At 60.3% G+C, this 13388-nt stretch carries 12 protein-coding genes; 9 read left to right on the forward strand and 3 right to left on the reverse strand.

What is annotated here, in order from left to right:
• Positions 1 to 21: 21 nt before the first annotated feature.
• Entirely contained in the window at positions 22 to 969 is a 948-nt protein-coding gene (locus tag ACA062_RS31035) for a GlxA family transcriptional regulator (RefSeq protein WP_497454370.1), read from the reverse strand.
• Between the two features lie 207 nt (positions 970 to 1176).
• On the opposite strand from ACA062_RS31035, the gene choX reads away from it, so the two are divergent.
• From choX to ACA062_RS31065, 6 genes are all read left to right on the forward strand, one after another.
• On the forward strand, positions 1177 to 2121 hold the full coding sequence (gene choX / locus ACA062_RS31040) for a choline ABC transporter substrate-binding protein (protein ID WP_497454371.1): 945 nt from the start codon (positions 1177 to 1179) through the stop codon (positions 2119 to 2121).
• 74 nt (positions 2122 to 2195) lie between these two features.
• Positions 2196 to 3083: a 3-dehydrocarnitine:acetyl-CoA trimethylamine transferase CdhC gene (gene cdhC, locus ACA062_RS31045; RefSeq protein WP_497454372.1), complete on the forward strand. Its 888-nt coding sequence runs from the start codon at positions 2196 to 2198 to the stop codon at positions 3081 to 3083.
• A 138-nt stretch (positions 3084 to 3221) separates the two neighbouring features.
• Entirely contained in the window at positions 3222 to 4187 is a 966-nt protein-coding gene (locus tag ACA062_RS31050; RefSeq protein WP_497454373.1) for an L-carnitine dehydrogenase, read from the forward strand.
• Between the two features lie 153 nt (positions 4188 to 4340).
• Positions 4341 to 4817: a thioesterase family protein gene (locus ACA062_RS31055; protein WP_497454374.1), complete on the forward strand. Its 477-nt coding sequence runs from the start codon at positions 4341 to 4343 to the stop codon at positions 4815 to 4817.
• 25 nt (positions 4818 to 4842) lie between these two features.
• The gene (locus ACA062_RS31060; RefSeq protein WP_497454375.1) at positions 4843 to 6006 is read left to right on the forward strand and encodes a gamma-butyrobetaine dioxygenase; all 1164 of its coding nucleotides are present in this window, start codon (positions 4843 to 4845) and stop codon (positions 6004 to 6006) included.
• Positions 6007 to 6400: 394 nt separating this feature from the next.
• Complete coding sequence (locus ACA062_RS31065) at positions 6401 to 6664, forward strand: hypothetical protein (protein WP_038981102.1); 264 nt, start codon at positions 6401 to 6403, stop codon at positions 6662 to 6664.
• A 114-nt stretch (positions 6665 to 6778) separates the two neighbouring features.
• On the opposite strand, the gene gbdR is transcribed toward ACA062_RS31065, so the two are convergent.
• Positions 6779 to 7882 (reverse strand): choline metabolism transcriptional regulator GbdR, encoded by a 1104-nt coding sequence (gene gbdR / locus ACA062_RS31070; protein ID WP_497454376.1) that lies wholly within the window; start codon positions 7880 to 7882, stop codon positions 6779 to 6781.
• 524 nt (positions 7883 to 8406) lie between these two features.
• A complete protein-coding gene (locus ACA062_RS31075) occupies positions 8407 to 9783 on the reverse strand; it encodes an L-serine ammonia-lyase (RefSeq protein ID WP_497454377.1) in 1377 nt (458 codons plus the stop codon).
• A gap of 435 nt (positions 9784 to 10218) precedes the next feature.
• Here ACA062_RS31075 and ACA062_RS31080 point away from each other — a divergent pair, with 435 nt between their 5' ends.
• From ACA062_RS31080 to choV, 3 genes are all read left to right on the forward strand, one after another.
• Entirely contained in the window at positions 10219 to 11169 is a 951-nt protein-coding gene (locus tag ACA062_RS31080) for a choline ABC transporter substrate-binding protein (RefSeq protein WP_497454378.1), read from the forward strand.
• 77 nt (positions 11170 to 11246) lie between these two features.
• Positions 11247 to 12092, forward strand: coding sequence for a choline ABC transporter permease subunit (gene choW / locus ACA062_RS31085; protein ID WP_497454379.1), 846 nt, complete (start codon positions 11247 to 11249; stop codon positions 12090 to 12092).
• Positions 12089 to 13267, forward strand: coding sequence for a choline ABC transporter ATP-binding protein (gene choV, locus ACA062_RS31090; RefSeq protein ID WP_283181978.1), 1179 nt, complete (start codon positions 12089 to 12091; stop codon positions 13265 to 13267). Before choW ends, choV begins: the two co-directional genes overlap by 4 nt.
• The last annotated feature ends 121 nt before the right edge of the window (positions 13268 to 13388 follow it).

Genomic DNA, 13388 nt, shown 5'->3' on the forward strand with positions numbered 1-13388 from the left:
CAGCTCCTACAGGGATTAGCGTCATGCTTTTTGGCGTTGTCGTCGGTCTTCCCGCGGGCACCGCGCAAACCGCGCCCGATAACTGCGGGTGAAATACGACGGCGACTCAAACCCGCACGCGATACTCACCTCCAGCACGCTCATGTCGGTCTGACGCAATAACTGCCGGGCCTTTTCCAGCCGCAAGCGCAGGTAGAAGTTGCTCGGCGTGTCATTCAGATGTAGGCGAAACAACCGCTCCAACTGCCGCCGCGTCACCTTGATCGATTCCGCCAGTTCCAGCGTGCTCATCGGCGGTTCGCTGTGCTGTTCCATTTCGCCAATAACGTGAACGAGTTTCTTGTTGCTGATGCCATAACGCGTGGCGACTTCCATGCGCTGGTGGTCTTTGCGTGGGCGGATGCGACCGAGCACGAATTGTTCGCTGACCTGGATCGCCAGTTCCGGGCCGTGGGCCTGGGCGATGAGGTCGAGCATCAGGTCGATGGAAGCGGTGCCGCCCGCGCTGGTGATACGGCGCCGGTCGATCTCGAACAGCTCCTGGGTAACGCTGAGCTGCGGGTAGGACTCCTTGAAGGCGTCGATGGCTTCCCAGTGCAAGGTCAGGCGATGGCCGTCGAGCAGGCCGGCCTCGGCGAGGACGAAGCTGCCGGTGTCGATGGCGCCGAGGGTCACGCCTTCGTTGTCCAGTCGGCGCAGCCAGTGCTCCAGTGCCGGGGTGGCGAACTTCAGGGGTTCGAAGCCGGCGACCACCAATAGCGTTGCACCTTTTTTCAGCGGTTCCAGCGCGGCGTCGGCGTTGACCGACATGCCGTTGCTGGCCAATACCGCGCCACCGTCGGCGCTCAGCACATGCCAGCGATACAGCTCGCCACGAAAGCGATTGGCGACCCGCAGCGGCTCGATGGCCGAGATAAAACCGATGGCCGAAAAACCCGGCATCAACAAAAAGTAGAAATCCTGGGACATGGAGCGCACTCGACTGGCAGGTAACGAGAGGCGGGAAGCGTGTCGACGTTGATACGCCAGTTGCACGCGGCATTCAAGAGCACAGGTCGCTGCAGTGCAAGAGCTGGTCGCCGCAGTGCGCTTTCATGGGGGCTTAGCTGCGTAACTTGGCATCACCGGCGCATGAAGATGCCGGAACCCACAATAACGTCTGCCGAGGAACCCGACATGAAACGACTGATCAGCAGCTGTGTTCTTGCACTCAGCGGTACCGCTTTCTTGAGCGCCAGTGTCATGGCGGCCGAACCCGCATCGTGCCAGAACGTGCGCATGGGCGTCGTGAACTGGACCGACGTGATCGCCACCAGCGCCATGACCCAGGTGCTGCTCGACGGCCTCGGCTACAACACCAAACAAACCAGCGCATCCCAGCAAATCATCTTCGCCGGGATCCGCGACCAGCGCCTGGACCTGTTCCTGGGCTACTGGAACCCGTTGATGACCCAGACCATCACGCCTTTCGTCCAGGCCAATCAAGTCAAGGTTCTGGAAGCGCCCAGCCTGAAAGATGCCCGTGCCACCCTCGCTGTTCCGACTTACCTCGCCGACAAGGGCCTGAAAACCTTTGCCGACATCGCCAGGTTCCAGAAAGAGCTGGGCGGCAAGATCTACGGCATCGAGCCTGGCTCCGGCGCCAACACCCAGATCAAGGCGATGATCGCCAAGAATCAGTTTGGCCTCGGCAAGTTCCAGCTGGTCGAGTCCAGTGAGGCCGGCATGCTCGCCGCGGTGGATCGCGCCGTGCGGCGCAAGGAAGCGGTGGTGTTCTTCGGTTGGGCGCCACACCCGATGAACGTCAACGTGCAGATGACTTACCTCACTGGCAGCGAAGACGCCCTGGGCCCGAACGAAGGCATGGCCACGGTCTGGACCGTTACCTCGCCGACATACGCCGAACAGTGCCCGAACATTGGTCGTTTACTGAGCAACCTGACCTACACCGCCGAAGACGAGAGCCGGATGATGCAGCCGTTGCTGGAGCACAAGGACGCTTTCGAATCGGCCAGGCAATGGTTGAAGGATCACCCGCAAGACAAACAACGCTGGCTCGAAGGCGTGACCACCTTCGATGGCAAACCGGCGGCTGAAAACCTGAAATTGACCACCCAATAAACCCGATTGAACCACCGATTCGCAGCCTGACCGGGCTGCGGACGGAATCATCACGCCTGCAAGGAACCCCCCTCATGAACCACGACGTCATCATCACCTGCGCACTCACCGGTGCTGGCGACACGACCGCCAGAAGCCCACACGTGCCGGTCACCCCGAAACAAATCGCCGCGGCCGCCGTGGAAGCCGCCAAGGCCGGTGCCACCGTGGTTCACTGCCACGTTCGCGACCCGCAAACCGGCAAATTCAGCCGCGACGTGGCGCTGTATCGCGAAGTGATGGAGCGCATCCGCGAGGCGGACGTCGACATCATCGTCAACCTCACCGCCGGCATGGGCGGCGACCTGGAAATCGGTGCCGGCGAGAACCCGATGGAGTTCGGCCCCAATACCGACCTGGTCGGCCCGCTGACCCGTCTGGCCCACGTCGAAGCATTGCTGCCGGAAATCTGCACCCTCGATTGCGGCACCCTGAACTTCGGCGACGGCGACACCATCTACGTGTCCACCCCGGCCCAGCTGCGCGCTGGCGCCAAACGCATTCAAGAGCTGGGCGTGAAGGCCGAGCTGGAAATCTTCGACACCGGTCACCTGTGGTTTGCCAAGCAGATGATCAAGGAAGGCCTGCTTGATAACCCGCTGTTCCAGCTGTGCCTGGGCATTCCGTGGGGCGCCCCGGCGGACACCACCACCATGAAAGCCATGGTCGACAACCTGCCGGCAGACGCGGTCTGGGCCGGGTTCGGCATCGGTCGCATGCAAATGCCGATGGCCGCACAAGCCGTGTTGCTGGGCGGCAACGTACGGGTCGGCCTGGAAGACAACCTGTGGCTGGACAAAGGCGTACTGGCGACCAACGGCCAACTGGTCGAACGCGCCAGCGAAATCCTCAGCCGCCTCGGCGCCCGGGTGCTGACGCCGGCTGAAGGTCGGGCAAAAATGGGCCTGACCAAGCGCGGCTAAACCACACATACCCCCTGTAGGAGCCGGCTTGCCGGCGAAGAGGCCAGGACATCCGCCGCAATGTTTGGCGGTGCTGAAATCGCCTTCGCCGGCAAGCCGGCTCCTACAGGGGATCACCGAATTCTTTAGGACGTCGCCATGACCTTTATCACCGAAATCAAAACCTTCGCCGCCCTCGGCAGCGGTGTCATCGGCAGCGGCTGGGTCTCCCGTGCCCTCGCCCACGGCCTCGACGTGGTGGCCTGGGACCCGGCGCCCGGCGCCGAGGCGGCCCTGCGCAAACGCGTCGCCAATGCCTGGGGCGCGCTGGAAAAACAAGGCCTGGCACCCGGAGCATCACAGGATCGCTTGCGCTTTGTCGCCACCATTGAAGAATGCGTGCGCGATGCGGATTTCATTCAGGAAAGCGCTCCGGAACGTCTGGACCTGAAACTGGAACTGCACAGCAAAATCAGCGCGGCGGCCAAGCCAAATGCTCTGATCGGTTCCAGCACCTCCGGCCTGCTGCCGAGTGAATTCTACGAGAGCTCGACCCACCCGGAACGCTGCGTGGTCGGGCACCCGTTCAACCCGGTTTATCTGTTGCCGTTGGTGGAAGTGGTGGGTGGCAAAAACACTGCCCCTGAAGCCGTGCAGGCAGCCATGAAAGTTTACGAATCCTTAGGGATGCGTCCGCTGCATGTGCGCAAGGAAGTACCGGGCTTTATCGCCGACCGCTTGCTCGAGGCGCTGTGGCGTGAGGCCCTGCACCTGGTCAACGACGGCGTGGCGACCACCGGTGAAATCGACGATGCGATTCGTTTTGGCGCCGGTCTGCGCTGGTCGTTCATGGGTACATTCCTGACTTACACCCTGGCCGGAGGCGATGCAGGCATGCGCCACTTCATGGCGCAGTTCGGCCCGGCATTGCAGTTGCCGTGGACGTACCTGCAGGCGCCGGAGCTGACTGACAAGTTGATCGACGATGTGGTGGACGGGACCAGTGACCAGTTGGGCACGCACAGCATTTCGGCGCTGGAGCGCTATCGTGATGATTGCCTGCTGGCGGTGCTGGAGGCGGTGAAGACCACCAAAGAGAAGCATGGGATGGCGTTCAGCGAGTAATTAGCCAGCAGGACCGGCCCCTTCGCGGGCAAGCCCGCTCCCACAGGGATTGGCTGTGTGGCATAGATTGTATTCACACCTCAAGTCACTGTGGGAGCGGGCTTGCCCGCGAAAGCGTCAGTCCAGTCACCACCCATATCGGAACAGAAAAACATGCCCACCCTCACCACCTACCAAACCACAATCATCCCCGACTGGGTCGACTACAACGGCCACCTGCGCGATGCCTTCTACCTGCTGATCTTCAGCTACGCCACCGACGCGCTGATGGATCGGCTGGGCATGGACAGCAACAACCGCGAAGCCAGCGGCAACTCGCTGTTCACCCTCGAACTGCACCTCAACTACCTGCACGAAGTGAAGCTCGATGCCGAGGTCGAAGTGCATACCCAAATCATCGGCCACGACAGCAAACGCCTGCACCTCTACCACAGCCTGCACCTGGTGGGCGATGACAAGGAACTGGCGGGCAATGAGCAAATGCTGCTGCACGTCGACCTCGCCGGGCCGCGATCCGCGCCTTTCAGTGCAGAGACCTTGAGCAAACTGCAAGCCATCGTCGCCGAGCAGGCCGACTTGCCCGCCCCCGCCTGCATTGGCCGCGTGATCGCACTGCCCCCGGCAAAATAACCACTACCGAACAAGGAGATCGCCATTGAACACTGCCGCCGCTTTTGCCGACTTCCGTACCTATCCGTTGATCAGCGCGCTGGCTTGCGTGCAGACCCTGGCAGATCGCGTCCTGGTGAAATGGGCCGATGACCGCGTCAGCCCCTTTCATCACCAATGGCTGCGGGACAACTGCCCGTGCCCGCTCTGCGTGTACACGGTGACTCGCGAGCAGGTACTGGAAATCGTCGATGTCGAAGACGATCTGATGCCTGCAGAGACGAGCGTCGATGCTGAAGGTTGCCTCTGCGTCGCATGGCAGGACGGCCACCGCAGTCGCTTCGATCCGGGCTGGCTACGAGCCCACGCCTATGACGATGAGTCCCGCACCGAGCGCCGTGCCGGAAAACCGCAGGCCAGGCTTTGGAACAGCGATTTGCAGTTGCCGGTGTTCGACTACCAGGCGCTGATGAACGACAACGACGCCTTGTTGCAATGGCTGCTGGCGTTGCGCGACATCGGCCTGACCCAGGTCCGTGGCGTGCCCACCGAGCCCGGCTCGTTGAAGCTGATCGCCCAGCGGATTTCCTTCATCCGCGAGAGCAATTTCGGTGTGTTATTCAACGTGCAATCCAAGGCCGATGCCGACAGCAATGCCTACACCGCCTTCAACCTGCCGCTGCACAGCGACCTGCCGACCCGGGAGCTGCAACCGGGGCTGCAATTTCTGCACTGCCTGGTGAATGACGCCGATGGCGGCGAGAGTATTTTTGTCGACGGTTTTGCCATCGCCGAAGCGTTGCGCCAGGAAGACCCCGAAGCGTTTCAAGCCTTGTGTGAAATTCCCGTGGAGTTTCGCAACAAGGATCGTCATAGCGACTACCGCCGTCTCGCGCCGATCATCGCTTTGGACGCTTTGGGACAGGTGTCGGAGATCCGCATGGCGAACTTCCTGCGCGGCCCGTTCGATGCGTCGGCGGAACAGATGCCCAAGCTGTATCGTGCTTACCGGCGCTTTATTGCCATGACCCGCGAGCCTCGATTCCGGTTGATGCAAAGGCTCAACCCCGGGGAGCTGTGGTGTTTCGACAACCGCCGTACCCTCCACGCCCGCAATGCCTTCGACCCGGCCACTGGCGCCCGGCATTTCCAGGGTTGCTATGTTGACCGGGATGAATTGTTGTCGCGAATCCTCGTGTTGCAACGCTAAACCGCGTCATCGTTCATCGCGGGCAAGCCACGCTCCCACAGGTTTCGTGTCGTTCGCCAAGTCCGCGCACCCCCGATCCTGTGGGAGCGGGCTTGCCCGCGATGGCGCCCGCACAGGCAACACAAAACCTCTGGATTCACAGGCAAAAAAAACCCCGATCAAGCCGTGACAGGATCGGGGCAGAGGTGGGTACTGTTGAGGAGCCGTTGCGCGAGGGTGACCAAACCTTCGTGAAGCCAGCTGAATCCAGTGTGCCCCCTCCTCTCTCTGGCAAGTTAGCCGAAAACGACATGTTCATAGTCATTGCGGCCATTGCGACAAATCGCCCTTGCCGCCAATCCGCGCCCCAACCAGAATCGAGCCAAGACAACGTTCCCTGAAGAAGGATTGCGTCATGATGCACGCCGATTTGATTGACCAGGAAGACCTGTTGGGCCAGCTGAAGTCGTTGGGTTTTCAAGTACCGAGCGGCTCCACTGCCGAGCAGGCTTGCGAGTGTGCGGTGCGAGGCTTGAACGATGAACGGGCGATGACACTGCGGACCATGGTCAAGCAGATGTACACCAGCAGCGCGACCATCCTGCCGGCGGTGCGCCAGGCTATCGACAAGCAATTGCTGCCGGCATTGGCGCAGTACCAGCAAAGCCGTAGCGCCTGATAAATCGCCATCGCGGGCAAGCCCGCTCCCACAGTAGTCTGCGTCGTTTCCACAATTGATACATCGACACAGAATCTGTGGGAGCGGGCTTGCCCGCGATACAGGCGCCTCGGTCTACAGCCTTACGCTAGCAAACGTCGACTCATTGCGCGCCTGACTCAACGCCGACAACGGCCCGGACAACGGCGACAGCACCAGTGCTTGCGGCAGTGGCATCATCGCCACTTGCTGCGCGGTGTTGGAACCGACGCGTTCGTCACGCGGCGGAATGCCGAAGTATTCGCGATAGCACTTGGAGAAGTGCGGCGTAGACACAAAGCCGCACACCGATGCCACTTCGATGATCGACATCGGCGTTTGCTTGAGCAACTGCCGAGCGCGGATCAGGCGCAGTTTCAGGTAGTAACGCGACGGCGAGCAGTGCAGGTACTTCTGGAACAGCCGCTCCAGCTGACGACGCGACACGGCGACATACACCGCCAGTTCGTCGAGGTCGATCGGCTCTTCCAGGTTGGCCTCCATCAGCGCGACGATTTCCTGCAGTTTCGGCTGGTTGGTGCCGAGCATGTGCTTGAGCGGCACACGCTGATGATCCTGCTCGTTGCGGATGCGCTCGTAGACAAACATTTCCGAGATTGCGGCCGACAGCTCACGCCCGTGATCGCGGCTGATCAGGTGCAGCATCATGTCCAGCGGTGCGGTGCCACCAGAACTGGTGAAACGGTTACGGTCGAGGGTGAACAGACGAGTACTCATGGCTACACGCGGGAAAGCTTCCTGCATCGAGGCCAGGCATTCCCAGTGCACGCTGCAGTCGAAGCCGTCCAGCAGACCGGCGCACGCCAGGGCCCAGCTGCCGGTGCACACCGCGCCGAGACGGCGGGACTGACGCGCCTGGCTTTGCAGCCACGACACGTGTTCGCGGGTAACCGTGCGTTGAATGCCGATACCGCCGCAGACAATGATGGTGTCCAGGGCGGGCGCTTTGTGCATGGAGCAATCGGGGGTGATCTGCAGACCGTCACTGGCCCAGACCTGACCGCCGTCGACGGTGATCGTGGTCCAGCGATACAGCTCGCGACCGGACAATTGGTTGGCCATGCGCAGGGGTTCCACTGCGGAGGCCAGAGAAATAAGCGTGAAATTGTCCAGCAGCAGAAAGCCGATGGATTGAGGCGCACGGTTCTGGGGTTGAGCCCCGGAGTTGAACGTCGTCATCGCAGAATCTCCTCACACAAAGCGGGTGATGGCCTCAGGCGGAGGCTCTTGTTATGGCCATCGTTCTCGCGTGGGAGACGGGCTTTGTAATGACAGAGCAATTGCCATGCCTAAAATTGAATGCGCGTTCAATAACTCCTGAAAACGACGTCGTGATGTGTCTGTATAAGCCGCGCTGCGAGTGGGGGTTATAAGTGCCATTATCGGCGAAAGGCGCTCTGCCCCGTTGGGCGTGAGCAAATCGGTAGCACTTGTGGGAACAGGGCTACGGCGACCTGGTGAAGAGTGTCACCACAAGCACAGGTGACAGGCGGTAATGGCCAACGTGGATCCGTGATCCAGGTGAAGTCGCTTATCTGTAAGCGACGCGCCAAAACGTGGCGCGTTTTGAATCGGGTGTTCATTTAGTGCGCAGTTTTGACTGGTCTGGCGCCTTCGCGGGCAAGCCTCGCGCCTACAGGTTTTGTATTGCCCTTGTAGGAGCGAGGCTTGCCCGCGAACGAAGGCGACGCGGTCTTACTGAATCAACACTCCACCGCGCTAACCGCCAACCCCCCCCGCGATGTCTCTTTATATTTGTCATGCATATCCGCCCCGGTATCACGCATCGTGCGGATCACCCGGTCCAGCGAGATAAAGTGCTGACCGTCGCCCCGCAGCGCCATCTGTGCCGCGTTGATCGCCTTCACCGCCGCAATCGCATTGCGCTCGATGCAGGGCACCTGCACCAGTCCACCCACCGGATCACAGGTCAGCCCGAGGTTGTGCTCCAGGCCGATTTCCGCCGCATTGCACAATTGCTCCGGGGTGGCACCGAGGATCTCGGCCAGTCCAGCCGCCGCCATGGCGCAAGCCGATCCAACCTCACCCTGGCAACCGACTTCCGCACCGGAAATCGAAGCGTTCTTTTTGCACAGAATCCCCACCGCTGCCGCACTGAGGAAATAGTCGACCACGTTGGCGTCAGTCACCGCCTCGCTGAACTTCATAAAGTAATGCAGGACCGCCGGAATGATTCCCGCCGCGCCGTTGGTCGGTGCCGTGACCATGCGCCCGCCCGCGGCGTTTTCTTCATTGACCGCCAGGGCGAACAGGTTGACCCACTCCATGGCGCTCAGCGTCGAGCCAATCACGTTGGGCTTGTTCAACTCCTGCAGGCTACGGTGCAGCCTGGCCGCGCGCCGACGCACATTCAGGCCGCCGGGCAGGATGCCTTCGTGCTTGAGGCCCTGTTCGACGCAATCTTGCATCGCGCGCCAGAGCGTCATCAGGCCGGCACGGATTTCTTCTTCGCTGCGCCAGACCTTCTCGTTGGCCATCATCAATTCGGCAACACGCAGGTTGTGCTGCTTGCAGAGACTGAGCAGCTCGACGGCGCTGGAGAAATCGTACGGCAACACCGTGCGATCCAGGTCCACCACACCGCTGCTGGCTTGTGCTTCATCGACGACAAACCCGCCACCGATGGAATAGTAGGTGTCGCGATGCAGCTCACCGTCATCGCCCTCGGCAACCAGGGTCATGGCGTTGGGGTGGAATGGCAGGTTTTCGTCGATCAGGCGCATGTCCCGGGCCCAGATGAACGACACCGGCAAACGCCCATCAAGCAACAGCGTGTCGGTTTCGCGCAGGGTGGCGATGCGCAGGCCGATCTGCGACGGATCGATCGCGTCCGGCCACTCGCCCATCAGCCCCATGATCACCGCGTTATCGCTGCCGTGACCGATGCCGGTGGCCGACAGCGACCCATACAGCTGAACCTCGACGCGCCGCACTTGCTCCAAAAGCCCCTGCTCACGCACACCTTGCACGAACAACGCCGCGGCCCGCATGGGCCCCACGGTGTGCGAACTGGAAGGGCCAATACCGATTTTGAACAGGTCGAAAACGCTGATAGCCATTACTGCCAAACTCCTGGATGTGCCAACTCCAGACGCAAAAGCGCCTGGTGACGGAGCTGCTACGCTCAAGCTGCAATCCGCCGGTATGGCTGCATCATCAGGCTTTTACCGGGTCATTCGACGTCTGACACCGACGTACTCTTGTCCACAAACGCCGCGTGCGTTTTACGCGATGTTTTCGCCGTTTTTTTGCGGTTCAGAACCGCGAACAGGGCTGAAAAAAGCTGTAAGCGACGTCACCGACACTGGATGCGACCCTCCCTGTACTGGTTACGACGCACCCTGTAGGCGTCAGATTTTCACTGGTACATGATCGTATCGACTCGATTGCAAGGCGCCGTGGTAGAGATGTCTCCAAAACGCCATCCAACCGCAACCTATAAGTGCGGTGGTCCAGTCGGAACACTGCCAAAAAAAACACCAAGGAGTCCATTCATGAAAGGTTCCCCGCCGTTGTTGTTGGCCGCCATGCTGAGTCTGCCGTTTCTGGCGCAAGCCGCCGAACCGGCTCAGTGTAAAACCGTAAACTTCTCCGATGTCGGCTGGACTGACATTACCGTGACTACCGCCACCACCAGCGTCGTGCTCGATGCCCTGGGCTACAAGACCAAGACCACGATGATTTCCGTGCCGGTGACCTACAAGTCCCTGGCCGATGGCAAGAACATGGACGTCTTCCTGGGTAACTGGATGCCGACCATGGAAAACGACATCAAGGCCTACCGCGATGCTGGCACCGTGGACACCCTGCGCGCCAACCTGGAAAACGCAAAATACACACTCGCCGTCCCCGAAGAGTTGTATAACAAGGGTCTGAAAGATTTCGCCGACATCGCCAAGTTCAAGAAAGAACTCGACGGCAAGATCTACGGCATCGAACCGGGCAACGATGGCAACCGCCTGATTCAGAGCATGATCGACAAGAACGCCTTCGGCTTGAAAGACGCCGGCTTCAAGGTGGTCGAATCCAGCGAGGCAGGCATGCTCTCGCAAGTCGATCGCGCCCAGCGCCGCAACACCGCCGTGGTGTTCCTGGGCTGGGAACCGCACCCGATGAACACGCGTTTCAAGATGAAGTACCTGACCGGCGGCGACGATTTCTTCGGCCCGAACTTCGGTCAGGCGACCATCTTCACCAACACCCGCAAGGGCTACGCCCAGGAATGCAGCAACGTGGGTCAGCTGCTGAAAAACCTGGCGTTCACCCTCGACATGGAAAGCACGCTGATGGGCAACGTCCTGGACGACAAAATGAAGCCTGACGCGGCCGCCAAGGCCTGGCTGAAAAAGAATCCACAGGTGCTCGATACCTGGCTCGCTGGCGTGACCACCATTGACGGTAAACCAGGCCTGGAGGCCGTGAAAGCCAAGCTCGCGCAGCCTTGAATTAGGAAGCATCGCTTACGCCGGACGGTTTCGGCCGTCCGGGCTGTTAATTTCCTTGCATGCGGACGTTCACTACCATGCTGATTGATCAGAAAATACCTTTAGGCCAGTACATCGCAGGTTTCGTTGAATGGTTGACGCAAAACGGCGCCAGCACCTTCGACGCCATCGCCCTGTCACTGGAAACGATGATCCACGGCGTGACTTTTGCGCTGACCTGGTTCAACCCGCTGGCATTGATCGGCCTCATCGCGCTACTGGCACACTTTATTCAACGCAAGTGGGGCCTGACCGTTTTTGTCATCGCCTCCTTCCTGCTGATCCTCAACCTGGGGTACTGGCAAGAAACCATGGAAACCCTTGCCCAGGTGTTGTTCGCCACCCTGGTCTGCGTGGTCATCGGCGTGCCGTTAGGCATCGTCGCCGCGCATAAACCGATGTTTTACACACTGATGCGGCCGGTACTCGATCTGATGCAGACCGTGCCGACCTTCGTGTACCTCATTCCTACCCTGACCCTCTTCGGTCTGGGTGTGGTCCCGGGCCTGATCTCCACGGTGGTGTTCGCGATTGCCGCGCCCATTCGCCTGACCTACCTGGGTATCCGTGATGTTCCCGCAGAATTGATGGACGCCGGCAAAGCCTTTGGCTGCTCGCGCCGTCAGCTGCTCGCGCGCATCGAACTGCCCTACGCCATGCCAAGCATCGCGGCCGGTATCACCCAGTGCATCATGCTGTCGTTGTCGATGGTGGTGATCGCGGCACTGGTGGGCGCCGACGGCCTGGGCAAACCCGTGGTCAACGCACTGAACACTGCTGATATCGCCCTGGGCTTCGAAGCGGGCCTGGCGATCGTTTTGCTGGCGATCATGCTCGACCGTATCTGCAAACAACCCGACGCTAAAGTAGGGGGTGACGCATGAGCATTATTCGCTTCGAAGACGTCGACGTAATCTTCTCCAAAGACCCGCGCGAGGCGCTCAAACTCCTCGATCAGGGCATGACCCGCGACCAGATCCTGAAAAAGACCGGGCAGATTGTCGGCGTCGAAAAGGCCAGCCTGGACGTCGAGAAGGGTGAAATCTGCGTGCTGATGGGCCTGTCCGGCTCTGGCAAATCCAGCTTGCTGCGTTGCATCAATGGCCTCAACACCGTCAGCCGTGGCAAGTTGTTTGTCGAGCACGAAGGCAAGCAGATCGACATCGCGTCCTGCACCCCGGCGGAACTGAAAATGATGCGCACCAAGCGCATTGCGATGGTGTTCCAGAAGTTCGCCCTGATGCCGTGGCTGACCGTTCGCGAGAACATCAGTTTTGGTCTGGAAATGCAGGGACGTCCGGAGAAGGAACGCAAAAAGCTGGTCGATGAGAAACTCGAACTGGTGGGCCTGACCCAGTGGCGCAACAAGAAGCCCGACGAGCTTTCCGGCGGCATGCAACAACGTGTGGGCCTGGCCCGTGCGCTGGCAATGGATGCCGACATCCTGCTGATGGACGAACCGTTCTCGGCCCTCGATCCGCTGATCCGCCAGGGTCTGCAGGACGAACTGCTGGAGCTGCAAAGCAAGCTGAACAAAACCATCGTGTTCGTGAGCCACGACCTCGATGAAGCACTGAAGCTGGGCAGCCGTATCGCAATCATGAAAGACGGTCGGATCGTCCAGTACAGCAAGCCGGAAGAAATCGTCCTCAATCCTGCGGACGACTACGTCCGCACCTTCGTCGCCCACACCAATCCGCTGAACGTGCTGTGCGGGCGCAGCCTGATGCGCACCCTGGACAACTGCAAGCGCATCAACGGTTCGGTGTGCCTCGATCCAGGTGGCGATTCGTGGCTGGACCTGGCCGAAGGCAACACCATCAAAGGCGCACGCCAGAACGGCGCAAGCCTGGACCTGCAGAACTGGATTCCCGGGCAAGCGGTTGAAGGCTTGGGTCGTCGACCAACACTGGTGGACTCCAACATCGGCATGCGCGACGCGCTGCAGATTCGTTACCAGACCGGCAACAAGCTGGTGCTGCACGATAACAACAAGGTGGTGGGGATTCTGGGTGACAGCGAGCTGTACCACGCACTGCTCGGCAAGAACCTGGGGTAAGGCAACACACCCAAAAACGCCGCGAAAAGATCGCGGCGTTTTTGTTTGAGCGCCATGTTGAAAGCGACGACTTGTCGTCGGACTTATTTTTTGTTGATTGAACGTTCAATCAAAACAAAAT

This window comes from Pseudomonas sp. LBUM1679, from assembly GCF_059695565.1.

Bases quoted from the DNA above. Each gene is read 5' to 3' on its own strand.
- ACA062_RS31035 (WP_497454370.1), bottom strand. From the start codon at position 969: ATGTCCCAGGATTTCTACTTTTTGTTGATGCCGGGTTTTTCGGCCATC.
- choX (WP_497454371.1), top strand. From the start codon at position 1,177: ATGAAACGACTGATCAGCAGCTGTGTTCTTGCACTCAGCGGTACCGCT.
- cdhC (WP_497454372.1), top strand. From the start codon at position 2,196: ATGAACCACGACGTCATCATCACCTGCGCACTCACCGGTGCTGGCGAC.
- ACA062_RS31050 (WP_497454373.1), top strand. From the start codon at position 3,222: ATGACCTTTATCACCGAAATCAAAACCTTCGCCGCCCTCGGCAGCGGT.
- ACA062_RS31055 (WP_497454374.1), top strand. From the start codon at position 4,341: ATGCCCACCCTCACCACCTACCAAACCACAATCATCCCCGACTGGGTC.
- ACA062_RS31065 (WP_038981102.1), top strand. From the start codon at position 6,401: ATGATGCACGCCGATTTGATTGACCAGGAAGACCTGTTGGGCCAGCTG.
- gbdR (WP_497454376.1), bottom strand. From the start codon at position 7,882: ATGACGACGTTCAACTCCGGGGCTCAACCCCAGAACCGTGCGCCTCAA.
- ACA062_RS31075 (WP_497454377.1), bottom strand. From the start codon at position 9,783: ATGGCTATCAGCGTTTTCGACCTGTTCAAAATCGGTATTGGCCCTTCC.
- ACA062_RS31080 (WP_497454378.1), top strand. From the start codon at position 10,219: ATGAAAGGTTCCCCGCCGTTGTTGTTGGCCGCCATGCTGAGTCTGCCG.
- choW (WP_497454379.1), top strand. From the start codon at position 11,247: ATGCTGATTGATCAGAAAATACCTTTAGGCCAGTACATCGCAGGTTTC.
- choV (WP_283181978.1), top strand. From the start codon at position 12,089: ATGAGCATTATTCGCTTCGAAGACGTCGACGTAATCTTCTCCAAAGAC.